The 24,191-nt window shown below is 68.4% G+C and carries 18 protein-coding genes; 15 read left to right on the top strand and 3 right to left on the bottom strand.

What is annotated here, in order from left to right; all coding sequences use genetic code 11:
* Positions 1-176 precede the first annotated feature (176 nt).
* The 4 genes from smc (at position 177) to def (ending at position 7,886) form a co-directional block, all read left to right on the top strand.
* Positions 177-3,695, top strand: coding sequence for a chromosome segregation protein SMC (smc, locus tag CY652_RS11955; RefSeq protein WP_102131058.1), 3,519 nt, complete (start codon positions 177-179; stop codon positions 3,693-3,695).
* Between the two features lie 97 nt (positions 3,696-3,792).
* On the top strand, positions 3,793-5,046 hold the full coding sequence (locus tag CY652_RS11950; RefSeq protein WP_102130931.1) for a cell division protein ZipA C-terminal FtsZ-binding domain-containing protein: 1,254 nt from the start codon (positions 3,793-3,795) through the stop codon (positions 5,044-5,046).
* Positions 5,047-5,301: 255 nt separating this feature from the next.
* On the top strand, positions 5,302-7,356 hold the full coding sequence (gene ligA, locus CY652_RS11945) for an NAD-dependent DNA ligase LigA (RefSeq protein WP_102130930.1): 2,055 nt from the start codon (positions 5,302-5,304) through the stop codon (positions 7,354-7,356).
* Positions 7,353-7,886: a peptide deformylase gene (gene def / locus CY652_RS11940; protein WP_102130929.1), complete on the top strand. Its 534-nt coding sequence runs from the start codon at positions 7,353-7,355 to the stop codon at positions 7,884-7,886. Before ligA ends, def begins: the two co-directional genes overlap by 4 nt.
* 70 nt (positions 7,887-7,956) lie before the next feature.
* On the opposite strand, the gene CY652_RS25200 is transcribed toward def, so the two are convergent.
* The 3 genes from CY652_RS25200 to map all read right to left on the bottom strand — a co-directional run bounded on the left by CY652_RS25200 (position 7,957) and on the right by map (position 13,338).
* On the bottom strand, positions 7,957-9,672 hold the full coding sequence (locus tag CY652_RS25200) for a pseudouridine synthase (protein ID WP_102130928.1): 1,716 nt from the start codon (positions 9,670-9,672) through the stop codon (positions 7,957-7,959).
* An 8-nt stretch (positions 9,673-9,680) separates the two neighbouring features.
* Positions 9,681-12,260 carry a [protein-PII] uridylyltransferase gene (locus CY652_RS11930; protein WP_102130927.1) on the bottom strand — a complete coding sequence of 860 codons (2,580 nt, stop codon included), beginning with the start codon at positions 12,258-12,260 and terminating at the stop codon, positions 9,681-9,683.
* 256 nt (positions 12,261-12,516) lie between these two features.
* Positions 12,517-13,338 carry a type I methionyl aminopeptidase gene (gene map, locus CY652_RS11925; protein ID WP_102130926.1) on the bottom strand — a complete coding sequence of 274 codons (822 nt, stop codon included), beginning with the start codon at positions 13,336-13,338 and terminating at the stop codon, positions 12,517-12,519.
* A 566-nt stretch (positions 13,339-13,904) separates the two neighbouring features.
* Between map and rpsB the strand changes: the two genes are divergently transcribed.
* From rpsB to fabZ, 11 genes are all read left to right on the top strand, one after another.
* Complete coding sequence (rpsB, locus tag CY652_RS11920; protein ID WP_102130925.1) at positions 13,905-14,660, top strand: 30S ribosomal protein S2; 756 nt, start codon at positions 13,905-13,907, stop codon at positions 14,658-14,660.
* Positions 14,661-14,831: 171 nt separating this feature from the next.
* Positions 14,832-15,713: a translation elongation factor Ts gene (gene tsf / locus CY652_RS11915; RefSeq protein WP_102130924.1), complete on the top strand. Its 882-nt coding sequence runs from the start codon at positions 14,832-14,834 to the stop codon at positions 15,711-15,713.
* 190 nt (positions 15,714-15,903) lie between these two features.
* Positions 15,904-16,620: a UMP kinase gene (pyrH, locus tag CY652_RS11910; protein WP_102130923.1), complete on the top strand. Its 717-nt coding sequence runs from the start codon at positions 15,904-15,906 to the stop codon at positions 16,618-16,620.
* Positions 16,621-16,715: 95 nt separating this feature from the next.
* The gene (gene frr / locus CY652_RS11905) at positions 16,716-17,276 is read left to right on the top strand and encodes a ribosome recycling factor (RefSeq protein ID WP_102130922.1); all 561 of its coding nucleotides are present in this window, start codon (positions 16,716-16,718) and stop codon (positions 17,274-17,276) included.
* 62 nt (positions 17,277-17,338) lie between these two features.
* Positions 17,339-18,121 carry a polyprenyl diphosphate synthase gene (uppS, locus tag CY652_RS11900; RefSeq protein ID WP_102131057.1) on the top strand — a complete coding sequence of 261 codons (783 nt, stop codon included), beginning with the start codon at positions 17,339-17,341 and terminating at the stop codon, positions 18,119-18,121.
* A complete protein-coding gene (locus CY652_RS11895; protein ID WP_102130921.1) occupies positions 18,115-18,924 on the top strand; it encodes a phosphatidate cytidylyltransferase in 810 nt (269 codons plus the stop codon). The genes uppS and CY652_RS11895 overlap by 7 nt, the downstream gene beginning before the upstream one ends.
* Positions 18,925-18,934: 10 nt before the next feature.
* The gene (locus CY652_RS11890) at positions 18,935-20,116 is read left to right on the top strand and encodes a 1-deoxy-D-xylulose-5-phosphate reductoisomerase (protein WP_102130920.1); all 1,182 of its coding nucleotides are present in this window, start codon (positions 18,935-18,937) and stop codon (positions 20,114-20,116) included.
* Positions 20,117-20,152: 36 nt separating this feature from the next.
* The gene (gene rseP / locus CY652_RS11885; RefSeq protein ID WP_102130919.1) at positions 20,153-21,520 is read left to right on the top strand and encodes an RIP metalloprotease RseP; all 1,368 of its coding nucleotides are present in this window, start codon (positions 20,153-20,155) and stop codon (positions 21,518-21,520) included.
* Positions 21,521-21,807: 287 nt separating this feature from the next.
* A complete protein-coding gene (locus CY652_RS11880) occupies positions 21,808-22,344 on the top strand; it encodes an OmpH family outer membrane protein (RefSeq protein WP_102131056.1) in 537 nt (178 codons plus the stop codon).
* An 18-nt stretch (positions 22,345-22,362) separates the two neighbouring features.
* On the top strand, positions 22,363-23,439 hold the full coding sequence (lpxD, locus tag CY652_RS11875) for a UDP-3-O-(3-hydroxymyristoyl)glucosamine N-acyltransferase (protein WP_102130918.1): 1,077 nt from the start codon (positions 22,363-22,365) through the stop codon (positions 23,437-23,439).
* 216 nt (positions 23,440-23,655) lie between these two features.
* Positions 23,656-24,123 (top strand): 3-hydroxyacyl-ACP dehydratase FabZ, encoded by a 468-nt coding sequence (gene fabZ, locus CY652_RS11870; RefSeq protein WP_102130917.1) that lies wholly within the window; start codon positions 23,656-23,658, stop codon positions 24,121-24,123.
* Positions 24,124-24,191: the final 68 nt, after the last annotated feature.

The following is a 24,191-nucleotide window of genomic DNA, read 5'->3' as shown; positions in this document are numbered from 1 at the left end:
CGCGATGGTATGATTGCCGCTGGCCGTGCCGCATCGCACAGGGGCAATGCGCGATGCGGCCGTCCGTCGCGCGGTGTCCGGCCAAGGCGCGTCCGGCCCCGACGGCGGCCGTGACGGCCTTTCGGCGGGACCGCGCGCCGGTCCCGTTTTCCTCCCATTCAAACAGCGATTTCTCCGTGCGCCTGACCTCGATTAAGCTCGCTGGCTTCAAGTCATTCGTCGATCCCACGCATTTCCAGGTCCCCGGCCAGCTCGTCGGCGTGGTCGGTCCGAACGGATGCGGAAAGTCCAACATCATCGATGCCGTGCGCTGGGTGCTCGGCGAGTCCCGGGCCTCCGAACTGCGCGGCGAGTCGATGCAGGACGTGATCTTCAACGGCTCGACCGCGCGCAAGCCCGGCAGCCGCGCGAGCGTCGAACTCGTGTTCGACAACGCCGACGGCCGCGCGGCCGGGCAGTGGGGCCAGTATGCGGAGATCGCCGTCAAGCGCGTGCTGACGCGCGACGGCACCTCGAGCTACTACATCAACAACCTGCCCGCGCGGCGGCGCGACATTCAGGACATCTTCCTCGGCACGGGGCTCGGGCCGCGCGCCTACGCGATCATCGGCCAGGGGATGATCGCGCGCATCATCGAGGCGAAGCCCGAAGAGCTGCGCGTGTTTCTCGAGGAGGCCGCGGGCGTCTCGAAGTACAAGGAGCGTCGCCGCGAGACCGAAAACCGGCTGCACGACACGCGCGAAAACTTGACGCGCGTCGAGGACATCGTCCGCGAGCTGGCGACCAACCTCGAAAAGCTCGAGGGCCAGGCCGTGGTCGCGACGAAGTTCCGCGAGCTGCAGGCCGAAGGCGAGGAGAAGCAGCGCCTCCTGTGGATGCTGCGCCGGAACGAGGCCGCGAGCGAGCAGCAGCGCCAGCAGCGCGCCATCGAGCAGGCGCAGGTCGATCTCGAAGCGCATACGGCGAAGCTGCGCGAAGTCGAGGCCCAGCTCGAAACGCTGCGCGTGGCGCACTACTCGGCGAGCGACGCGATGCAGGGCGCCCAGGGCGCGCTCTACGAGGCGAACGCCGAGGTGAGCCGGCTCGAGGCCGAGATCAAGTTCATCGTCGAGTCGCGCAACCGCGTGCAGGCGCAGATCGCGGCGCTCGCGGCGCAGCGCGAGCAATGGCAGGCCCAGGCGCGCAAGGCGAAGGACGACCTGGAAGAAGCCGAAGAGCAACGGGCGATGGCCGAGGAACGGGCCGCGTTCGCCGAGGACGAGGCCGCCGCGAAACAGGACGCGCTGCCGGCGCTCGAAGCCCGCTGGCGCGACGCGCAGACCGGCCTGAACGACGAGCGCGCCGGCATCGCCCGCACCGAGCAGGCGCTCAAGCTCGAAGCCGCGCAGCAGCGCAATGCCGACCAGTCGCTCCAGCAGCTCCAGCAGCGCCACGAACGGCTCAAGGCCGAAGCGGGCGGGCTCGACGCCCCCGACGAGGCGCAGCTCGAAGAGATGCGCGTGCAGCTCGCCGAGCAGGAGGAAATCCTGCGCGACGCGCAGGACCGCCTGGCCGAAGCGCAGGAGACGCTGCCGCGCCTCGACGCCGAACGCCGCGCCGCGCACGAGCGCGTGCAGAGCGAAAGCGCCCAGATTCATCAGCTCGAAGCGCGGCTCGCCGCCTTGAAGCAACTGCAGGAGAACGTGCAGACCGACGGCAAGATCCAGCCGTGGCTCGACCGTCACGAGCTCGGCGCGCTGCCGCGGCTCTGGAAGAAATTGCACGTGGAGCCGGGCTGGGAAACCGCGCTCGAAGCCGTGCTGCGCGAGCGTCTCGCCGCGCTCGAAGTTTCGAATCTCGACTGGGTGAAGGCGTTCGCGAGCGACGCGCCGCCCGCGCGGCTCGCGTTCTACGCGCCGCCCGCGGCCGGAGCGGCGAGCACCGCGCCCGCCGGACTGACGCCGTTGCAGTCGCTCGTGCGCATCGACGACGCGGGGCTGCGCGCCGTGCTCAACGAATGGCTCGACACGACGTTCGTCGCCGACGATCTCGCCGGCGCACTCGCGCAGCGCGCCCAGCTACCGGCCGGCGGCGCGTTCGTCGTGAAGGCCGGGCACCGGGTCACGCGCGTCGGCGTGCAGCTTTACGCGGCCGATTCCGAACAGGCCGGCATGCTCGCGCGCCAGCAGGAAATCGAGAATCTCACGCGCCAGGTACGGGCCCAGGCGCTGCTGGCCGACGAGGCGCGCAGCGCGTCGGTGCGGGCCGAGGCCGCGCACTCGCAGGCGGCCGCGACGCTCGCGGACCTGCGTCAGCAGGCCGAGCGCGCGACGCAGCGCGTGCACGCGCTGCAGATGGACGTGCTCAAGCTGACCCAGGCGCACGAGCGCTACACGGCGCGCAGCACGCAGATTCGCGAGGAGCTGGAGGAAATCGCCGCGCAGATCGAGGAGCAGCGCGCGCTGCGCGCCGAGTCCGAGGCGAACTTCGAGCGCCACGATGCCGGGCTGGCCGAACTGCAGGCCCGCTTCGAGGACAACCAGTTGGCCTTCGAGTCGCTCGACGAGGCGCTGGGCGCGGCGCGGGCAAGCGCGCGCGACCTTGAGCGCGCGGCCGGCGACGCGCGCTTTGCGGCGCGCAACGTCGCGAACCGCATCGAGGAGCTGCGGCGCAACATCCAGATCGCCGAGGAGCAGGACGCGCGCGTGGCCGCGTCGCTCGAGGACGCCCGCGCGGAACTCGAGACGATCAATGAACAGACCGCGCACACCGGGCTGCAGGAAGCGCTCGAAATCCGCGCGCAGAAGGAGGAGGCGCTGCGCGCGGCGCGCGCCGAGCTCGACGACCTGAGCACGAAGCTGCGCGAGGCCGACGAGACGCGCCTCTCGGCCGAGCGCGCGCTGCAGCCGTTGCGCGATCGCATCACCGAACTGCAGCTCAAGGAACAGGCCGCCCGGCTGAACGGCGAGCAGTTCGTCGAGCAATTGCAGGCCGCCGGCGTCGACGAGGCGGCGCTCCAGGAAAAGCTCACGCCCGAGCTCAAGCCTTCGTGGCTGCAGGGCGAGGTCACGCGCATCAACAACGCGATCGCGGCGCTCGGTCCCGTCAACATGGCCGCGCTCGACGAACTGGCCGCGGCCACCGAGCGCAAGACGTTCCTCGACGCGCAGTCGGCCGATTTGACGAGCGCGATCGAAACGCTCGAGGACGCGATCCGCAAGATCGACCAGGAAACGCGCGCGCTGCTGCAGGGCACCTTCGACGAGGTGAACCGGCATTTCGGCGAGCTGTTCCCGCGCCTGTTCGGCGGCGGCCAGGCGAAGCTCATCATGACCGGCGACGAGATACTCGACGCCGGCGTGCAGGTGATGGCCCAGCCGCCGGGCAAGAAGAACTCGACGATCCACCTGCTTTCCGGCGGGGAAAAGGCGCTGACGGCGACCGCGCTCGTGTTCGCGATGTTCCAGTTGAACCCCGCGCCGTTCTGCCTGCTCGACGAGGTGGACGCGCCGCTCGACGACGCGAACACGGAGCGCTTCGCGAACCTCGTGCGCGCGATGTCGGACAAGACCCAGTTCCTCTTCATCTCGCACAACAAAATCGCGATGGAGATGGCGCAGCAACTGATCGGCGTGACGATGCAGGAGCAGGGCGTATCGCGGATCGTCGCGGTCGACATGGAAACGGCCGCGGGTTTCGCCCAGAATACGGTTTGAACGTCGGGCGGCGGCCAGCGCGCCGGGGCGGCGGGGCGAACCCGCGCGCGGCCCGCAGGGCGACTGCCGCTGCAAAAGAATGGCTGATGGAGCATGCATGGACGAGTTGACACTCGGGTTGATCGGCGCGGGCGCCGTGGTGGTCGGGGGCGTGGTGGTGTACAACGCGTGGCAGGGAGCGAAGGTGCGCCGCCGGATGCCGCGGCCCATGCCGGCGGACGCGGAAGAGCCGCTCGCGCGCGACGACCAGCCCGAGCCGGGGCCGTTCATCGAGCCCGCCCGCGCGCCGTCGCGCCGCGAGCCGACGCTCTCCGGCGACGTCCCGTCCGACGAGCGCATCGAGCCGGGCTTCGGCGCGGCCGCGCCGCTCGACACGCCTGCCGACATCCAGGCCGAGAACACCTCGCCGAACGGTTTTCCCGAACCGGAACCGTCGTCCGCGGAGGCCCCCGAGGCGGGGGCCGCGTCCGGTGGGCCCGACGAGCCCGTCGAGCCGGTGCTGCCGGCCGCTACGACGATTTCGTCGGCGCCCCCCCCGGTCGTGGACCGGCGCATCGACTGCGTCGTACCGGTCCGGCTGCCGGGCGCCGTGGCCGGCGAGCGCGCGCTGCCGCTCGCGCAGAAATTGCGTCGCGCCGGCAGCAAGCCCGTGCACATCGAGGGCCGGCCCGAGGGCGGCGGCGCCTGGGAGCTGCTGCAAAGCGGCGTGCGCTACGAGGAATTGCGCGCGGCCGCGCAGCTCGCGAACCGCAGCGGCCCGCTCAACGAGCTCGAATTCTCCGAGTTCGTGACGGGCGTCCAGCAGTTCGCCGACGCGCTCGATGCGTCGCCCGAATTTCCGGACATGATGGAAACCGTGTCGATGGCGCGCGAGCTCGACGGCTTTGCTGCGCAATGCGACGCGCAGTTGTCGATCAACGTGATGTCGGACGGCGCGCCGTGGTCGGCCAACTATGTGCAAGCCATTGCCTCGCAGGACGGCCTGCTGCTCTCGCGCGACGGCACGCGTTTCGTGAAGCTCGACGCGAAGCAGAGCCCCGTGTTCATGCTGCAGTTCGGCGACACCAATTTCCTGCGCGACGACCTCACCTACAAGGGCGGCCAGATGCTCACGCTGATCCTCGACGTGCCCGTGGCCGACGAGGACATCCTGCCGTTCCGGCTGATGTGCGATTACGCGAAGTCGCTCGCGGAACGTATCGGCGGGCGCGTCGTGGACGACCAGCGCCGCCCGCTGCCCGAGAGCGTGCTGCAGTCGATCGACAAGCAGCTCATGACGCTCTACGCCCGGCTCGAGCAGGCCGGCATTCCGGCGGGCTCGCCGACCACGCGCCGGCTTTTCAGCCAGTAATTCGGCCAATAAGCCGGGCCGATTTTCCCGCCCGCAGACAGGCGGGAACGCTCGGACTTCCGCCCATCCGCGGCGCGTTGCGGCTCCGCTCCGGGCGCCCCGAAGTCTGCCGGCGCCCGAAAGCCGCGCCCGACCTTCGGCCATCGTGAGCGAATCTTCCGCAGGCCTCGAATGCCCGGGTCGCGCCTGCTGCCCCGGGGCGCGGCTTCCTGCGATAATCTGATGCTCGATACATCTCCGTAACGCTGACCAGGCATGGCCCACACCTCAGTCTTCCCGCCCGGCGATCCGTCTTCCCCGGCGTCTCGCGCGGCGTCGCTGCGCGCCGGGCTCGAACGCGCGAACCACGCGTACTACGTGCTCGACCAGCCGGAATTGCCCGACGCGGAGTACGACCGGCTGTTTCGCGAGCTGCAGGCGCTCGAGGCCGAGCATCCCGAGCTCGCGACGGCGGATTCGCCCACGCAGCGCGTCGGCGGGGCGGTGGCGGAAGGGTTCGAGCCGGTCGTGCACGACCGGCCGATGCTGTCGCTGAACAACGGTTTCGCCGACGAGGACATCGTCGCGTTCGACAAGCGCGTGAGCGACGCGCTCGACAAGACCGACGTCGAGTACGCGTGCGAGCTGAAGTTCGACGGCCTCGCCATCTCGCTGCGCTACGTGGACGGCGAATTCGTCCAGGCGGCGACGCGCGGCGACGGCACGACGGGCGAAAACGTGACCGCGAACGTCCGCACGATCCGCTCGATTCCGTTGCGCCTGAAGGGCGAGCGGATTCCGAAGGTGCTCGATGTGCGCGGCGAGGTGCTGATGTTCCGTCGCGACTTCGCGCGGCTCAACGAGCGCCAGCGCGAGGCCGGCCAGCGCGAGTTCGCCAACCCGCGCAACGCGGCGGCGGGGAGCCTGCGCCAGCTCGATCCGAAAATCACGGCGCAGCGGCCGCTGTCGTTCTTCGCCTACGGCATCGGCGTGCTCGAAGGCCTGCCGATGCCGGCGACGCACGGCGCGCTGCTCGACTGGTACGAAGCGCTTGGCCTGCCCGTAAATCGCGAGCGCGCGCTCGTGCGCGGCGCGCAGGGGCTGCTCGATTTCTTCCGCGGCATCGGCGCGAAGCGCGAGAGCCTGCCTTACGACATCGACGGCGTGGTCTACAAGGTCAACCGGCTCGACGAACAGGAGGCGCTCGGCTTCGTGTCGCGCGCACCGCGCTTCGCGCTTGCGCACAAGTTCCCGGCCGAGGAAGCGCTGACGACGCTCCTCGCGATCGACGTGCAGGTGGGTCGCACGGGCGCCATCACGCCGGTGGCGCGGCTCGAGCCCGTGTTCGTCGGCGGCGCGACCGTCACCAACGCGACGCTGCACAACGAGGACGAGGTGCGCCGCAAGGACATCCGCATCGGCGACACGGTGATCGTGCGGCGCGCGGGCGACGTGATTCCCGAGGTCGTCGGCGCGCTGCCCGAGCGGCGTCCGTCCGACGCGAGCGAGTTCGTCATGCCGGCGCGCTGCCCGGTCTGCGACTCGCACATCGAGCGCCTGCCGGACGAAACCATCGCCCGGTGCACCGGCGGGCTCTTCTGCCCGGCGCAACGCAAGCAGGCGCTCTGGCACTTTGCGCAACGCCGGGCGCTTGACATCGACGGCCTCGGCGAAAAGATCATCGACCAGCTCGTCGAGCAGCAACTGGTGCGCACGCCGGCCGATCTCTTCAACCTCGGCTTCGCCACGCTGGCGGCGCTCGACCGTTTCGCCGACAAGTCGGCACAGAATCTGCTGGACTCGCTCGAGAAGGCCAAATCGACGACGCTCGCCCGCTTCATCTACGCGCTCGGCATCCGCCACGTCGGCGAGTCGACCGCGCGCGATCTCGCGAAGCATTTCGGCGCGCTCGACCGGATCATGGACGCGTCGGTCGAGCAACTGGTCGAGGTGAACGACGTCGGGCCCATCGTGGCCGAGGCGATTCACCAGTTCTTCGCCGAGGCACACAATCGCACGGTGATCGAGCAGCTACGCGCGCCCGGCAGGCTCACGTGGGTCGAAGGGCCGCCGGCGCCGCGGGAGCCCGAGGGCGTGCTGGCCGGCAAGACGGTCGTGCTGACCGGGACGCTGCCGACGCTCTCGCGCGAGGCGGCGAAGGCCATGCTCGAGGCCGCCGGCGCGAAAGTGGCCGGCTCGGTGTCGAAGAAGACCGATTACGTGGTTGCGGGCGCCGAGGCCGGCAGCAAACTGGCAAAAGCCGAGGAACTCGGCGTGCCGGTACTCGACGAAGACGATATGCGCAAGCTTCTGGAGGGCCACCTGCCATGATTCGAGAAATTCTGAAAATGGGCGATCCGCGGCTGCTCCGCATCGCGAGGCCGGTCGATCATTTCGACACGCCCGAGTTGCACGCGCTCGTGGCCGACCTGTTCGAGACGCTCGAGGCCGTCGACGGCGCGGGGCTCGCCGCGCCGCAGATCGGCGTCGACCTGCAGGTCGTGATTTTCGGCTTCGGCCGCAACCGGCGCTATCCGGACGCGCCGCCCGTGCCGAAGACGGTCCTCATCAACCCGGAGATCCATCCCGTTTCGCAGGACATGGAGGAGGGCTGGGAAGGGTGTCTCTCGGTGCCGGGCATGCGGGGCGCCGTCAGCCGCTTCTCGATGATCCGCTACGAGGGCGTGGACCAGTACGGTAATCCGATCGACCGCGTGGCCGAAGGCTTCCACGCGCGCGTGGTCCAGCACGAATGCGATCACCTGATCGGCAAGCTCTACCCGATGCGGATCACCGATTTCTCGAAGTTCGGCTTCACCGAGGTGCTGTTTCCCGAACTCGAATCGGACGAGGACGACTGAGCGGCGGCTGGGCGGCGGTTCCGGGCGGCAAGGCGGTATTCTCCTCGTCGCCCGGCCGCCCTGAATGCCATCAGAACGACTCTTCGGGCGTCAGATAGCGCCACTGGCCCTGCGGCAGGGCGCCGAGCAGGACGCGCCCCATGCGCACGCGCTTGAGTCCCACCACTTTCAGCCCGACCAGCTCGCACATGCGGCGGATCTGCCGCTTCTTGCCTTCGCGCAGCACGAAACGCAGTTGCTCGCCGTTCCGCCAGCTCACCATGGCGGCCTTGAGCGGAACGTCGTCGAGCGAGAGCCCGTGGCGCAGCATCGCGAGACTCTCGGCCGGGAAGTGCCGGTCGATGTCCGTGTCGAGGTCGCCGTAGGTCACGCGCACCAGATATTCCTTGTCGATGTCCGACTGCTCGCCGATCAACTGTTTCGCGACGCGGCCGTCCTGAGTCAGCACGAGCAGGCCGGTCGAATCGATGTCGAGCCGTCCCGCCGGCGCGAGCGTGCGCAGATGCAGCGGCGAGAAGCGGATGCCCGCGCGGTCGCCGTCCCAGTGGTTGGCGCCGGTGACGAGCGTGACGGCGGGCGGATAGCCGTCCTCGGCCTGGCCGGACACGTAGCCGACGGGCTTGTGCAGCAGGATCGTGACCTGGCGCGCCTGGGCGGCGCGGGCGGCCGGATCGACCTCGATGCGCTGGTCCGGGCGAATCTTGATGCCGAGCGTGTCGGCGCGCTGGCCGTCGACGAGCACCCAGCCCCTCTCGATCCATTCGTCGGCCTCGCGGCGCGAGCACAGGCCGAGCTCGGACATGCGCCTCGATAGCCGCAGCATGCCGGATTCGTCGTTCGGGACGGGGCGGGCGGCGCGGACGGCGGTCGGGGCCGCGCTTGAGCGGGCCGGCGTCGGCCGCGCGCGCGGGCCGTACGATTCTCCGGCCCCCCGCTGCGGCCCGTTGGTCGCCCTGGCTTTCCGGTCGCCCTGGGCCAACGGTGCGTCGTGACGCTTTTTACGATCCGCGTACGGGCGCTCGTTCGGATTACGGGGGCCGGCGGGCGAGCGGGCGGGGCGATTTCCGCTGTTTTCGTCAAAATTGCGGCGCGCGCGCGTGGCGCCGTCGCTCCGGTCCGGTTTTCCCACGGGCCGGGCATCGCGGTCCGCGGGATTCCGGCGGGCCGGCGCCGCCGCAGCCTCACCCCGACGCGGCGGCCGATCGGACGATCGGCCGGTTCGGGCTTCGGCGTTGCCTTCTGTCCAATTTCTACGGGCCGGTGCTGCCGCAGCCTCGCCCCGACGCGGCGGCCGATCGGACGATCGGCCGGTTCGGGCTTCGGCGTTGCCTTCCGTCCAATTTCTACGGGCCGGCGCTGCCGTAGCATCGCTCCGACGCGGAGGCCGGTCCGACGATCGTCCGGTTCGGGCTTCGGCATTGCCTTCCGTCCGATTCCGGCCGGCCGGTTGGGTCGATCGTTCCTCACGCACCGGCCGGGGCCGGGTTTGCCCGGCGGCCGGGTTCTTGCCGAACCGGGGCGTCGGCGCATCCGACGATCCAGCGCGCGGCGGCCGGGCCGGGCGGCCTGGCGCACGGTCTTCGCGGGGCAGAGTAGACGCCGGCGTGCGGGGCGTCTTCGCCGGGGCCGGCCCGGAAGAAGCGGCGGGCGTAGCGGGCTTGCCGCCGGCGCGCGCTTCGGCGCCGGACGGTTTCGCCGGCTTGCGCGCCGTCGCGCTGCCGCGGCGGACGGGCGCGCGCTCCGACGTGGTCGGGCGCGGATGTTTGGCAGTCAGTTTGGCTCGCATCGATGTTCTTATACGGCGACCGCGCGCAGCAGTTCGGTTTCGACCTGAATCTGCAGCCGGTTGTCCGAGAGTCCGGAGCCGTCGAGCAGGAACACGTCCTCGACGCGCTCGCCGAGCGTGTTGATCCGGGCGGCGTGGACGCCGACCTGGTGCCCGGCGAGCACGCGCGCGATCGAATAAAGGAGACCCGGCCGGTCGTTTGCCGACAGGGACAGGATGTAGTACTGGCCGCGCTCGTCGGCCCGCAGGTCGATGCGCGGCGTGACCGGGAACGTGCGCGAGAGCCGCGAGAGCCGGCCCCGGGCCGGCTCGGGCAGCGCCTGGTCCGGGCTCGCGAGGCGGGCGGCCAGCTCCTGCTCGACGAGGTTCGCGATGTCGCGATAGTGGACGCCGCCCTCGGTTTGCGCGACGAGGAAGTTGTCGATCGCGTAGCCGTGGCGCGTGGTGCTCACGCGTGCGTCGAGCACCGAAAGCGCGTTGCGGTCGAAGTACCCGCACATGGCCGCGAACAGATCGGGGCGGTCCTTCACGTAGACGAGCACCTGCAGCGCCTCGCCGATCGGCGAGGGCCGCGCGTGCACGACGGGCGCGTCGGTGTGCACGTGGCGGTAGAGCACGCGCGTCTGCCAGGCGATGTCGGCCGCGTCGTGGCGCAGGAAATAGCCGACGTCGAGCTCGTCCCAGAGGGCGCGGTGCGCGTCCTCCGGGACGGTTTCGAGCCGCAGCAGCGCGAGCGCCTCCTCCTTGCGCGTCTTCAGTTCCGAATGCGTGTCGGGCCGCGCGCCGCCCAGCACCGCGAGCGTGGCGCGGTAGAGGTCCTCGAGCAGCTTGCCCTTCCAGTTGTTCCAGACCTTCGGGCTCGTGCCGCGGATGTCGGCCACGGTCAGCAGATAGAGCGCCGTCAGCCCGCGCTCGGAACCGACGAGCCCGGCGAAGCGCTTGACCACCTCGGGGTCGCTCGTGTCCTGCTTTTGCGCGACCTGACTCATCGTCAGGTGGTGCTCGACGAGCCAGACCACGAGCGCTGCGTCCTCGCCCGAGATGCCGTGCTCGCGACAGAAGCGCCGCGCGTCGGCCATGCCGAGCGTCGAGTGATCGCCGCCGCGGCCCTTGGCGATGTCGTGGAACAGCGCGGCCACGGACAGCACCCACGGCCGCTCGAAGTTCGAGATCAACTGGCTGCAGAACGGATACTCGTGCGCGTGCTCGGGCACGGCGAAGCGGCGCAGGTTACGCAGCACCATCAGGATGTGCTGGTCGACCGTGTAGACGTGGTAAAGATCGTGCTGCATCTGGCCGACGATGCGCCGGAAGTTCAGCAGATAGCGCCCGAGCACGCTCGTCTGGTTCATGAGCCGCAGCGCGTGCGTGATGCCCGCCGGCTGCTGGAGAATTTCGAGGAAGAGGCGCCGGTTCCCGGGATCGCGCCGCCAGTGCTGGTCCATCACGTCGCGCGCGTTGTAGAGCGCGCGTAGCGTGCGGGCCGATAGCCCCTTCACGCCCGGCGTCTGCTCGTAGAGCAGGAACGCTTCGAGGATCGCGTGCGGCTCGCGCTCGAACACGTCGTCGCGCGCGATTTCGAGCATGCCCTGCTTCTCGACGAAGCGCTCCGAAAGCACACGCGTGATGCCGCTCGTGTTCGGGAAGAGCTGCGCCTCGATGTTCAGGATCAGGATGGTCGCGAGCTGCGTGACGGCCTTCGCCGCCCAATAGTAGCGACGCATGAGCAGCTCGCTCGCGCGCCGCGTTGCGCTATCCTCGTGGCCGAAGCTTTCGGCGAGGGCCGTCTGCAGGTCGAACACGAGAATGTCCTGGCGGCGGCCGGCGAGCACGTGCAGGCGCGCGCGCAGCGTCTTCAGGAACGACTCGTTGCGGCGCAGTTCGCGCGCCTCGCGGCCCGTGATGAGCCCGCGTTGGTCCAGCTCCCGCCAACTGCTGCCGAAACCGGCCGCCTCGGTGATCCAGAGAATCAACTGGAGGTCGCGCAGCCCGCCCGGGCTCTCCTTGACGTTCGGTTCCAGCGCGTAGGGCGTGTCCTGAAACTTCGCGTGGCGCTGGCGCATTTCGAGCACCTTGGCCTGAAAGAAGGCGCGCGGGTCGAGCGCCTCGCGGTAGCGTCCGGCGAAGTCGCCGAACAGCGCGGCGCTGCCCGTGATGCGGCGCGCCTCGAGCAGCGACGTGCGCACTGTGATGTCGCCGGCCGCTTCTTCGAGGCACTGCGCGACGGTGCGCACGCTGCTGCCGATCTCGAGGCCGAGGTCCCAGGCGAGCCCGATGAAGCGCTCGATGCGCGCTTCCACGTGGTCGAGCGGCTCATCCTCGGGCAGCAGGACGAGGATGTCGACGTCGGAATACGGGGCCAGCTCGCCGCGCCCGAAACCGCCGACGGCGACGAGCGCGAGCGAGGCCGGCAACCCGCAGGCGTGCCAGGCTTGACGCAGCGTGTCGTCGGTCGTGCGCGCGAGCGCGCGCATCAGCGTGTCGACGTTGGTCGCGGTGCGGAAGCGCTCCAGCAACTGGGCCTTCGCGGTCTTGTAGCCGGATTTCAGCGAGGACGTGTCGGGCAGGGCGGCGGCGGGAACGCTCATGGGTCTGGGGCGCGCGGATTACGGGGTTGACTGGACGGAAAGCGGGCCCGGCGCGCGGGCCGGACCCGGAGTATCGGCTGATTTGTCGGCTTGTGCGGGACGACCGTGAGGCGGCGAAAACGACAGGGAGCGGCAAGGCGCAACAAGAAGGACACGGCCTGAAGCGGCGGAAACGGTTGCCGGCGGGCCCCGGGGGGGCATCCGCGGCCGCGCTTCCTCGCGCTCCGGCTTGGGGCTTGCCGCCGTCCCTCCGCGCTCAGGCCGCCGCGCTGGCCGTCTGGGCCACGATGGCCGGGCGCGCCGGCGTGCCGGCCGACACCGTCAGCACGTCGTAGCCGTGCTCCGTCACGAGCACCGTGTGTTCCCACTGTGCGGACAGGCTGCGGTCGCGCGTCTTGACGGTCCATTGGTCCGGCATCGTGCGGATATCGCGCCGGCCGGCGTTGATCATCGGCTCGACCGTGAAGATCATGCCCGGCTGCAGCTCGAGACCGGTGCCGGGACGGCCGTAGTGGAGCACCTGCGGGTCCTCGTGAAACACGGTGCCGATGCCGTGGCCGCAGTATTCGCGCACGACGCTGTAGCCCTGCGCTTCGGCATGGCGCTGGATGGCGTGGCCGATGTCGCCGAGGTGGGCGCCCGGGCGCACCTGGTCGATGCCGAGCCACATGCATTCGTAAGTGGTCTGCACGAGCCGGCGCGCGAGAATCGACCCCTCGCCGACGATGAACATCCGGCTCGTGTCGCCGAAGTAGCCGTCCTTGATGACGGTGATGTCGATGTTCAGCGCGTCGCCGTTCTTGAGCGTCTTGTCGCCCGGAATGCCGTGGCAGATCACGTCGTTGACCGAGATGCAGGTGGCCTTCGGGTAAGGCGGATAGCCGGGCGGCTGGTAGTTGAGCGGCGCCGGCACGGTGCCCTGCACGTTCAGCATGTATTCGTGGCACAGGCGGTCGAGCTCGCCCGTCGTCACGCCGGCGACGACGAGCGGCGTAATGTAGTCGAGTACTTCGCTTGCCAGCCGGCAGGCGACGCGCATTTTCGCGACGTCGTCTTCGTTCTTGATCGAGATGGCCATGATGTGATGAAGCCCGCAAATGCAGTTCAGTGGGCCATTATCTCACCTTATCCCCGCCGTCGCTGCTTTTCGGCGGCCCAAACGGCGAGCGCGAGCGAGGCCCGTCGGCGGCCCCGGCCGGCCGCCCTCGACGGCGGAAAGCCTTGGCTGTCTTGAGCCTGAAACCTTCCCTGTGCTATAATCTTCGGCTAAGTCATTCCCCGTTTTCTTTCGGATCTTGCTGGGCCTGAAAGGGAAAACGGGAGAGAACGGCGGGACATGGCGGGTCCGTGCAGGCCTGTCTGTGCGGGTAAATCCGTTATGTCCGTCTTGTCGCTGCCGCAGGCGGCAACGGCGAGCGCAGATTCAAGCCGCATCGATGCGGAAAGCGGCAAAATCAGGCAGTAGCAAGTAAGCAAGAGAGAAGTAAAAGCAGCGGCAATTTTCCAATTGCAGCACTCGCAAGCCGGCGCACCCTGGGTGTCGCGCGGCGCGGCGCGGCGGAAACCGTGGATTTCGCACGGAACCGGCGCGGCGCGCGGCCGATACGGCAGCCGGCTTAAGACCTAACCCTGGCGGAGATTTTCATGGCAGTCACCATGCGTCAAATGCTGGAAGCCGGTGTCCACTTCGGTCACCAGACGCGCTTCTGGAACCCCAAGATGGCCCCGTTCATTTTCGGCCATCGCAACAAGATTCACATCATCAACCTCGAAAAGACGCTGCCGATGTACAACGACGCGCTGAAGTACGTGCGTCAGTTGGCAGCGAATCGCGGCACGATCCTCTTCGTCGGTACGAAGCGCCAGTCGCGCGACACGATCGCGGCCGACGCGCTGCGCGCCGGCATGCCGTACGTGAACGCGCGCTGGCTCGGCGGCATGCTGACCAACTTCAAGACGCTGAAGGTGTCGATCAAGCGCCTGAAGGACATGGAAGCGTCGGTCGAGGCGGGCGAGCTCGAGAAGATGAGCAAGAAGGAAGCGCTGCTGTTCGAACGCGAAATCGCCAAGCTGCAGAAGTCGATCGGCGGCGTGAAGGACATGGGCGGTATTCCCGACGCGATCTTCGTCGTTGACGTCGGCTATCACAAGATTGCCGTGACCGAAGCGAACAAGCTCGGCATTCCCGTCATCGCGGTGGTCGACACGAACCACTCGCCGGAAGGCATCGACTACGTGATCCCGGGTAACGACGACGCGAGCAAGGCCGTGGCGCTGTACGCCCAGGGAGTCGCCGACGCGATCATCGAAGGCCGCGCCAACGCGGTCAACGAAGTCGTGCAGGCCGTGCGCGGCAACGACGACGGCGACGAGTTCGTCGAGGTCAACGCGGAGGCGTAACGCTGCCCCGCGTCCGGCCAACAAGGGGGCTTTCATAGGCCCCCTTTTTTTGAGCCGCGGTATCGTGCGCGCGCGTCGAGATGTAAGAAAACGTGTCGCGCCGAAACGAATTCGGGCCGGCCGCATCGAAAGGCGGTCGGCGTGTACCAGAGAAGACCCAAGGAGTGAATGATGGCGGCAATTACCGCAAGCATGGTGGCTGAACTGCGCGCGAAGACCGACGCGCCGATGATGGAATGCAAGAAGGCGCTGACGGAAGCCGACGGCGACATGGCGCGCGCCGAAGAGCTGCTGCGCGTGAAGCTCGGTAACAAGGCCAGCAAGGCCGCCTCGCGCGTGACCGCCGAAGGCGTGATCGCCTCGTTCATCGAAGGCGGCGTCGGCGCGGTCGTCGAGCTGAACTGCGAAACCGATTTCGTCGCCAAGAACGACGACTTCAACGCGTTCTCGCAGAAGGTGGCCGAACTCGTCGCGAAGCAGAACCCGGCCGACGTCGCCGCGCTGTCGGCGCTGCCGCTCGACGGTCAGACCGTCGACGCCGTGCGTCTCGCGCTCGTCGGCAAGATCGGCGAGAACCTGTCGATCCGCCGCTTCTCGCGCTTCGAAACGTCGAACCGCCTCGCCGCGTACCTGCACGGCACGCGCATCGGCGTGCTGGTCGAATACGCGGGTGCCGAGGAGCAAGTGGGCAAGGACGTCGCCATGCACATCGCGGCGATGAAGCCGGTCTCGCTCTCGTCGGAGAACGTGCCGGCCGAGCTGATCGCGAAGGAGCGCAGCATCGCAGAGCAGAAGGCGGCCGAATCGGGCAAGCCGGCCGAAATCGTCGCGAAGATGGTCGAGGGCAGCGTGCAGAAATTCCTCAAGGAAGTCTCGTTGCTGAACCAGCCGTTCGTGAAGAACGACAAGCAGACGGTCGAGCAGATGCTCAAGGCGGCCGGCTCGTCGGTGCAGCAGTTCACGCTGTTCGTGGTCGGCGAGGGCATCGAGAAGCGTCAGGACGACTTCGCGGCCGAAGTGGCGGCGCAGGTCGCTGCTGCAAAGCAGCAATAACGCATCAGGCGCAGTACCCGCGGCCGGGGCGTCGTCCCGGCCGCGGCCAGCAGTACCACGCCGCCCGGCGGGCCCGGTCTGCCGTGCGGCGCGGCCGGATTTCCCGGTTTCCGGCGCCGCTTGCCCGAAGCCGTGTTTCACCCCTACAGTTCCGAGTTATTGTTCCTTTCCGCGCGATCTGGATCTTTCCATGCCCACTGCCGCCTATAAACGCGTTCTGCTCAAACTTTCCGGCGAAGCCCTGATGGGCGACGATGCTTTCGGCATCAACCGCGCCACGATCGAACGAATGGTGGCGGACATGGCCGAGGTGGTCCGGCTCGGCACGCAGCTCGCCGTCGTGATCGGCGGCGGCAATATTTTCCGCGGCGTCGCGGGCGGCGCGGCCGGCATGGACCGCGCGACCGCCGACTACATGGGCATGCTCGCGACGATGATGAACGCGCTGGCGCTGCAGGACGCGATGCGCCACGCCGGTATCGAGGCGCGCGTGCAGTCGGCGCTGCGCATGGACCAGGTGGTCGAGCCGTACATCCGCCCGCGGGCGATCCGCCAGCTCGAGGAAGGCAAGGTCGTCATCTTCGCGGCCGGCACCGGCAACCCGTTCTTCACGACCGACACGGCGGCGGCGTTGCGCGGCTCGGAAGTCGGCGCGGAGGTCGTGCTCAAGGCGACCAGGGTGGACGGCGTCTACTCGGCCGACCCGAAGAAAGACCCCTCGGCGACGCGCTATGCGACGATCAGCTTCGACGAGGCCATCGGCCGCAACCTGCAGGTGATGGACGCGACGGCGTTCGCGCTGTGCCGCGACCAGAAGCTGCCGATCCGGGTGTTTTCGATCAACAAGCCGGGGGCGCTCAAGCGCATCGTCGAGGGCGAAGACGAGGGCACCCTCGTGCACGTGTAAACTCTCGCTCACGCGAGAGGCTCGAATGTGGGCCGGGAGACGGCGTGGTCTCGCGCCGGCCGGTCCGCTCCGTTATGAAGGTTGGAGGTTTCAAAATGGCTGTGGCTGACATCAGGAAGGGCGCCGAACAGAAAATGCAGCGCTCGATCGAAGCGTTCAGGACCGATCTGTCGAAGATCCGCACGGGCCGCGCGCATACCGGCCTGCTCGATCACATCCAGGTCGACTATTACGGCTCGCCGGTGCCGATCTCGCAGGTCGCGAACCTGTCGCTCGTCGACGCCCGCACGATCGGCGTGCAGCCGTGGGAAAAGAAGATGGTGGCCGTCGTCGAGAAGGCGATCCGCGAGTCGGACCTGGGCCTGAACCCGGCGACCCAGGGCGACCTGATCCGCGTGCCGATGCCCGCGCTCACCGAGGAGCGCCGCCGCGAGCTGACGAAGGTCGTCAAGAGCGAGGCCGAGACGGCGAAGGTGGCCGTGCGCAACCTGCGCCGCGACGCAAACGAGCAACTGAAGAAGCTCGTGAAGGACAAGGAAACGTCGGAGGACGACGAGCGCCGCGCCGTCGACGAGATCCAGAAGCTGACGGACCGTTTCGTCGCCGAAATCGACAAGCTGGTGCAGACCAAGGAAGCGGAGATCATGACGGTCTGAGCCTGAGAGCCCGCCGCTTCGCCGGGTTTTCCGCCATCTTCTCCATTTATCGTTCAATGGCCATGACCTATACCAGTTCAACTGTCCGAGTGCCTGATGTGACGGACGTACCGCGTCACATCGCGATCATCATGGACGGCAACGGCCGTTGGGCGACCGAGCGCCGCCTGCCGCGCGTCTCGGGCCACACGCGCGGCGTCGAGGCCGTGCGCGCGGCCGTCGAGTCGTGCGCGCGCAGCGGCGTCGAATACCTGACGCTGTTCGCGTTCAGCTCGGAGAACTGGCGTCGGCCGACCGACGAGGTGTCGTTCCTGATGCGCCTGTTCGTCACCGCGCTCGAGCGCGAGGTCGGCAAGCTGCACGCCAACGGCATCCGCCTGCGCGTGATCGGCGACCTGACGATGTTCAGCACGCGCATCCAGGACCTGATCCGCCGCGCCGAAGTGAAGACGGCCGGCAACACGCGCCTCACGCTGACGATCGCCGCGAACTACGGCGGCCGCTGGGACATCATGCAGGCGACGCGCAAGCTCGTCGAGCAGTCGGTCCACGAAGGCAAGCCCGCGCTCGTCAACGAGGACACGTTCGCCCAGCATCTCGCGATGGCCTACGCGCCCGAGCCGGACCTGTTCATCCGCACGGGCGGCGAGCAGCGCATCAGCAATTTCCTGCTCTGGCAGCTCGCGTACACCGAGTTCTATTTCACCGATACCTACTGGCCGGATTTCGGCGCCGACGAACTGGCCCGCGCGATCGCATCGTATACGCGGCGCGAGCGGCGCTTCGGGCGCACGAGCGCGCAGCTCGAGCCGCACGTGCAGAACGCCGACTCGCTTTCATGCTGAAAACTCGCGTCGTCACGGCGCTCGTGCTGCTGGCCGTGTTCCTGCCGGTTACGCTGTTCGCTCCGGTCGCCGCCTTCGGCGCGCTGATCGGCGTGGTCGTCGTATTCGCCGCCTGGGAATGGGCGCGCCTGCTGAAGACAGGCGGCGCCGGCGCGGTCATTTATGCGCTGGTCGCGGCCGTCGTCGTCGCCGCGAGCGCGAAGTTCGAGACGCCCCACGCGCTGTTCCGTGCGGCGAGCGTGTTCTGGATCGTGGCCGGCCCGTACGTGCTCGTGCGTAAGCCAGCGCTCGCGACGGGCGCCTGGCGCCTGTTCCTGCTCGCGGCCGGCCTCGCGATTTTCGCGGCCTGCTGGCAGGCGCTCGTGGCCGCGCGCACCGAGGGCGTGGCGTTCGTGCTGTCGCTTCTGCTCGTCGTCTGGCTGGCCGACATTGGCGCATACTTCGCGGGTAAGGCGTTCGGCCGCCACAAGCTGGCGCCCGCCATCAGCCCGGGCAAGACCTGGGAGGGCGCGGCGGGCGGCTGGGTCGCCGTGATGGCGGTGGCGCTCGCGGCCGTCCTGTTGCACGCGTTCGAGCCGACGCTGTATTCGACGCTGGTCGCGCGCGGCGGCATGGCGCGCGCGCTTGTCTGGCTTACCGTGCTGGTCGCGTTCAGCGTGATCGGCGATCTGTTTGAATCGATGCTCAAGCGCCAGGCTGGCGTCAAGGATTCGAGCGGCCTGCTGCCGGGACACGGCGGCGTGCTCGACCGCATCGATGCGCTGCTGCCGGTGCTGCCGCTCGCGCTGTGGCTGCTCGGCTAGAGATAGAGATATGCAAAAAAGACTGACACTGCTCGGTTCGACGGGCTCGATCGGGGACAGCACGCTCGACGTGGTCGCGCGGCATCCGGAACGTTTTTCGGTGCATGCGCTGACGGCGCATCGCAACGGCGACAAGCTCGTGGAGCAGTGTCTGCGCTTCAAGCCCGACGTGGCCGTGGTCGGCGACGCCGCCACGGCCGGGCGGGTGGCGCAGGCGCTGCGCGAGGCCGGCTGCAGCACCGAAGTGAGCTGGGGCGCGCAGGCGCTCGTCGACGCCGCGAAGAGCGCCGGCTGCGATACCGTGGTCGCGGCCATCGTCGGCGCGGCCGGCCTTGCGCCGACGCTTGCGGCCGCGCGCGCCGGCAAGCGCATCCTGCTCGCGAACAAGGAGGCGCTCGTGATGTCGGGCGCGATCTTCATGGACGCGGTTCGCGATCACGGCGCGACGCTTTTGCCCGTGGACAGCGAGCACAACGCGATTTTCCAGTGCCTGCCGCGCGAGGCGGCGCTGCACGGCGGCGTCACGAAGATCATCCTGACCGCGTCGGGCGGACCGTTTCGCACGCGCGAGCCCGCCACGCTCGTCGACGTGACGCCCGAAGAAGCCTGCAAGCATCCGAACTGGGTGATGGGCCGCAAGATTTCGGTCGACTCCGCGACGATGATGAACAAGGGCCTCGAAGTCATCGAGGCGCACTGGCTGTTCGACCTGCCGGGCGAGCGCATCGACGTGCTGATCCATCCGCAGAGCGTGATCCACTCGCTCGTCTCGTACGCCGACGGTTCGGTGCTCGCGCAGCTCGGCAACCCCGACATGCGTACGCCGATCGCGCATGCGCTCGCGTTTCCGGAGCGCGTCGATTCGGGCGTGGGGCCGCTGGATCTCGTGCAAATCGCGACGCTCTCGTTCGAACAGCCCGATTACGCCCGTTTTCCGTGCCTCGCGCTCGCGATGCGGGCGCTGGCCGCGGGCGGCGTCGCGAGCGCGTCGCTCAACGCGGCCAACGAGGTCGCCGTCGAGGCGTTCCTTGCGCGGCGGATCGGTTTCATGGAGATTGCCCGCACGGTCGGCGCGGTGCTCGACGCGCTGCCGAACCGCCGCGCGGCCAATCTCGAGGACGTGCTCGACGCGGACGCTGCGGCGCGCCGCGCTGCGCACGCCATCATCGACAGTCTGCCGGTGCCGGCCTAGTCCGCACGCCGGCGCGCTGCCAGCAGCGAGGCGCTTATGAACCTGCTTACCGAAGTCGTGGCTTTCGCGGTAGCGATCGGCGTACTGGTCGTCGTCCACGAGTTTGGGCATTACAGCGTCGCGCGATGGTGCGGGGTGAAGATCCTGCGCTTCTCCATCGGTTTCGGCAGGCCGATCGTGCAGTGGGTCGACCGGAGGACGGGCACGGAGTGGAGCATTGCGCTGCTGCCGCTCGGCGGCTACGTGAAGATGCTCGACGAGCGCGACGCGCTGCGCACGATTCCCGCGCAGGATCTGCCCCACGCGTTCAACCGCCAGTCGGTCGGCAAGCGTATCGCCATCGTCTCGGCCGGGCCGATCGCCAACTTCGTGCTGGCCGTGCTGCTCTTCACCGTTGTGTTCTCGACGGGTGTGAACGAGCCTCAGGCCATCGTCGCCGCGCCGCCGTCGCATACGGCCGCGGCCCAGGCCGGTTTCCAGGGCGGCGAGAAGATCGTCTCGATCATCAGCGAGGGCGAGACGAAGACCGTGCGCTCGTGGTCAGACCTGCGCTGGAAGCTGCTCGCGGCCGCGTTCGACCGCGGCCACGTGGTGCTGGTCGCGCGCGACGGCAACGGCGTCTACGATTTTCCGCTCGATCTCTCGCGGCTCTCGTCGAAGGATCTCGACGACGATTTCATGGTGCGTCTCGGACTCGACGCGGGCGGCGGCGCGCTGCAGGTCATGGACGTCGAGCCGAACAGCGCGGCGCAGCGCGCGGGGCTCGCGGCGGGCGACCGCCTGAAGGCGATCGACGGCCGGCCCGTGGACAGCGCGAGCACGTTCATCGCCTACGTGGAGGCGCACGCCGGCGAGCCGCTGCAACTGCAGGTCGAGCGCGGCACGCCCGGGCAGACGGTATCGCTGACGGTCGTGCCGGTTCTGCAGCGCGGCGAGGACGGCAAGGAGGCGGGGCGCATCGGCGCGGCGCTGGCGGCTCAGGTGCCGAGCGTGGAGGTGCGCTACGGGCTGCTCGACAGCGCCCGGCTCGGCGCGCGGCGCACGTGGGACATCGGGCTCTATTCGCTGCGGATGTTCGGCCGGATGCTGATCGGCCAGGCGTCGCTCAAGAATCTTTCGGGGCCGGTGACGATCGCCGATTACGCGGGCAAGAGCGCGCGTCTCGGGCCGTCCGCCTTCATGTCGTTCCTCGCGCTCGTCAGCATCAGCCTCGGCGTGCTCAACATGCTCCCGATTCCGGTATTGGACGGGGGGCATCTGTTATATTATCTGGTCGAAGCCGTCACGGGCAAAGCCGTGTCGGACCGCTGGCAGATGATGCTCCAGCGCGCAGGGCTGGCCTGTATCGTCGCGCTCTCGGCGATCGCGTTGTTCAACGATCTGGCTCGGTTAATCCATTTTTAAAGAATTCGGCGGCGCTCCAGAGGAGCGTCTGACCTGATGCAGCTATCCACCCGGCATTGGCGACGCGTATCGTCCGGACCCGCGGTTTCATCGCGAAGCCGCGCGTGGCGGGCTCATGTGTCGTTCGGGGCGGAAAACCCGGCTGCGCTGCGGCAAACGGCGGTCGATTCCGTCGGGGGGCGCGACGCCACGCTGGCGGGAATGCAATGATTGGGAGAAACGGGAAGGTGACTTTGCTAACGGGTTTGACGAGGCGCGCAACGTGGGCATTGGCGTTGACGCTGACGATGCTGTTTTCGGGCGGGGTGAGCGTCGCGCAGGCACAGGAGGCAAGAATCGCAGCGGTCAACTCCGACCGCATCCTGCGGGAATCGGCTCCCGCCAAGGCCGCGCAGCAAAAACTCGAGGCGGAGTTTGCGAAGCGCGACAAGGATCTGCAGGACATGGCGCAGAAGCTGAAGACGATGTCCGACGCGCTCGACAAGAACGGCGCTTCGATGTCGGCGGCCGATCGCGCCGGGCAGCAGCGCGAACTGTCTCAGCTCGACAGCGATTTCCAGCGCAAGCAGCGCGAATTCAACGAGGATCTGAACCAGCGTCGCAACGAGGAGCTCGCGGCGGTGCTGGACAAGGCCAACAAGGTCATCAAGCAGATCGCCGAGCAGCAGCATTACGACCTGATCCTGCAGGAAGCGGTATACGTGAGCCCGCGCATCGACATCACCGACCAGGTGCTCAAGGCGCTGGCGGCGCAGTCGGGCAGCGGAGGCAGCGGTTCGGGCAGCAATAGCAGCAGTAGTGGCGACAACAGCAGCGGCAATTGACGCAGGAGCAGTGCACGCATGTCATTCACGCTTGAGGAAATTGTCCGGCGGTTCGGCGGCGAAGTGGTCGGCGAGCCCGGGCAGCGTGTCGCGGGTCTGGCTCCCCTCGACCAGGCGGGGCCGCAGCAACTGGCATTCCTCGCCAATCCGAAGTATCTGTCGCAGGTCGAAACCACGCGCGCAGGCGCCGTGCTCATCAACGCAGACGATCTGGCGAAGCTCGCCTCGCCGGAAGGCCGCAACTTCATCGTCACGCCCAATCCGTACGCTTATTTCGCGCGTGTCGCGCAGGCGTTCATCGACCTCGCCGCGCCGAAACCCGAGGCCGGCGTGCATCCGTCGGCGCACGTCGATCCGGCCGCGCGCGTGGCGAAGAGCGCCGTGATCGGCCCGAACGTGACGGTCGAGGCCGGCGCCGCGATCGGCGAGAACGTGCGGCTCGACGCGAACGTGTTCGTCGGCCGCGGCACGCAGATCGGCGACGGATCGCATCTCTATCCGGGCGTCACCGTCTATCACGGCTGCCGCATCGGCGAGCGCGCGATCGTCCATTCGGGCGCGGTGATCGGCTCGGACGGCTTCGGCTTCGCGCCCGACTTCACGGGCGAGGGCGATGCGCGCACGGGCACGTGGGTCAAGATTCCGCAGGTCGGCGGCGTAGATGTCGGCCCGGACGTCGAAATCGGCGCGAACACGACGATCGACCGCGGCGCGATGGCCGACACGGTGATCGAGGCGTGCGTGAAGATCGACAACCTCGTGCAGATCGGTCACAACTGCCGGATCGGCGCCTATACCGTGATCGCCGGGTGCGCGGGCATCGCGGGCAGCACGACGATCGGGCGCCACTGCATGATCGGCGGCGCGGTCGGCATTGCCGGCCACGTGACGCTGGCCGACCACGTCATCATCACGGCCAAGTCGGGCGTGTCGAAATCGCTGTTGAAACCCGGCATGTACACGAGCGCGTTTCCCGCGGTCGAGCATGCCGACTGGAACCGGAGCGCGGCCCTGATGCGCAATCTCGACAAGCTGCGCGACCGTATCAAGGCGCTCGAGACGGCGCTTGCCGCGCGCTCGGGCGGCAACGCCTGACCGGAGTCGGATCGGCCGGTCGGCGGAGCCTGCGGGCTTGTCCGTCGACGGGCCGGCACGCGAAAGCCGCCGCCGGCGAGAGGCGAGGCAGGGGTTTTCGCGTGCCACGCCGTGTGTCGAGGGTTCGCCCGGACACACGGCATCGAGCGCCTGGCGCAGGGTTCGCGCCGGCATTCGCAGTCACCTTCGCGCAATTCTCGCGTGAGCAGAAATACCATGAACATCGAAAAACTCAACTTCGACATCCACAAGATCCTCACGCTGTTGCCGCATCGTTACCCGTTCCTGATGGTGGACCGGGTGCTGGAGCTCGAGCCGCACAAGAGCATCAAGGCGCTGAAGAACGTCACGGTCAACGAGCCGTTCTTCACGGGGCATTTCCCGGCGCGCCCCGTCATGCCCGGCGTGATGATTCTCGAGGCGCTCGCGCAGACGGCCGCGCTGCTCACGTTCGCGGAGGATCCGCGCGACCATGAAAACACGCTCTACTACTTCGTCGGCATCGACGGTGCGCGCTTCAAGCGCGTCGTCGAACCGGGCGACCAGCTTATCCTGAACGCCACGTTCGAGCGCTACATGCGCGGTATCTGGAAGTTCAAGGCCCGGGCCGAAGTCGAGGGCGTCGTGGCCGCCGAGGCGGAACTGATGTGCACCGTGAAGACCGTAGACCAGGCCGCGCAGTAAGGCGCGCCATATCGGACGCGGGGCGCCGCGCCGCAAGCTCGGGCGGCGGCTCCCGCAACAGAACCGGA

This window comes from Burkholderia sp. WAC0059, assembly GCF_002870125.1.
Classification (GTDB): domain Bacteria; phylum Pseudomonadota; class Gammaproteobacteria; order Burkholderiales; family Burkholderiaceae; genus Paraburkholderia.
The sequence above is the reverse complement of the archived record's forward strand: the minus strand, read 5'-3'. Positions and strand labels throughout refer to the sequence as shown.

Coding starts and splice junctions, on each gene's coding strand:
- def (WP_102130929.1), top strand. CDS start 7,353: ATGATTCGAGAAATTCTGAAAATGGGCGATCCGCGGCTGCTCCGCATC.
- uppS (WP_102131057.1), top strand. CDS start 17,339: ATGACCTATACCAGTTCAACTGTCCGAGTGCCTGATGTGACGGACGTA.
- lpxD (WP_102130918.1), top strand. CDS start 22,363: ATGTCATTCACGCTTGAGGAAATTGTCCGGCGGTTCGGCGGCGAAGTG.
- pyrH (WP_102130923.1), top strand. CDS start 15,904: ATGCCCACTGCCGCCTATAAACGCGTTCTGCTCAAACTTTCCGGCGAA.
- frr (WP_102130922.1), top strand. CDS start 16,716: ATGGCTGTGGCTGACATCAGGAAGGGCGCCGAACAGAAAATGCAGCGC.
- CY652_RS11930 (WP_102130927.1), bottom strand. CDS start 12,260: ATGAGCGTTCCCGCCGCCGCCCTGCCCGACACGTCCTCGCTGAAATCC.
- CY652_RS11890 (WP_102130920.1), top strand. CDS start 18,935: ATGCAAAAAAGACTGACACTGCTCGGTTCGACGGGCTCGATCGGGGAC.
- CY652_RS11950 (WP_102130931.1), top strand. CDS start 3,793: ATGGACGAGTTGACACTCGGGTTGATCGGCGCGGGCGCCGTGGTGGTC.
- ligA (WP_102130930.1), top strand. CDS start 5,302: ATGGCCCACACCTCAGTCTTCCCGCCCGGCGATCCGTCTTCCCCGGCG.
- rpsB (WP_102130925.1), top strand. CDS start 13,905: ATGGCAGTCACCATGCGTCAAATGCTGGAAGCCGGTGTCCACTTCGGT.
- CY652_RS25200 (WP_102130928.1), bottom strand. CDS start 9,672: ATGCGAGCCAAACTGACTGCCAAACATCCGCGCCCGACCACGTCGGAG.
- CY652_RS11895 (WP_102130921.1), top strand. CDS start 18,115: ATGCTGAAAACTCGCGTCGTCACGGCGCTCGTGCTGCTGGCCGTGTTC.
- map (WP_102130926.1), bottom strand. CDS start 13,338: ATGGCCATCTCGATCAAGAACGAAGACGACGTCGCGAAAATGCGCGTC.
- tsf (WP_102130924.1), top strand. CDS start 14,832: ATGGCGGCAATTACCGCAAGCATGGTGGCTGAACTGCGCGCGAAGACC.
- CY652_RS11880 (WP_102131056.1), top strand. CDS start 21,808: ATGCTGTTTTCGGGCGGGGTGAGCGTCGCGCAGGCACAGGAGGCAAGA.
- fabZ (WP_102130917.1), top strand. CDS start 23,656: ATGAACATCGAAAAACTCAACTTCGACATCCACAAGATCCTCACGCTG.
- rseP (WP_102130919.1), top strand. CDS start 20,153: ATGAACCTGCTTACCGAAGTCGTGGCTTTCGCGGTAGCGATCGGCGTA.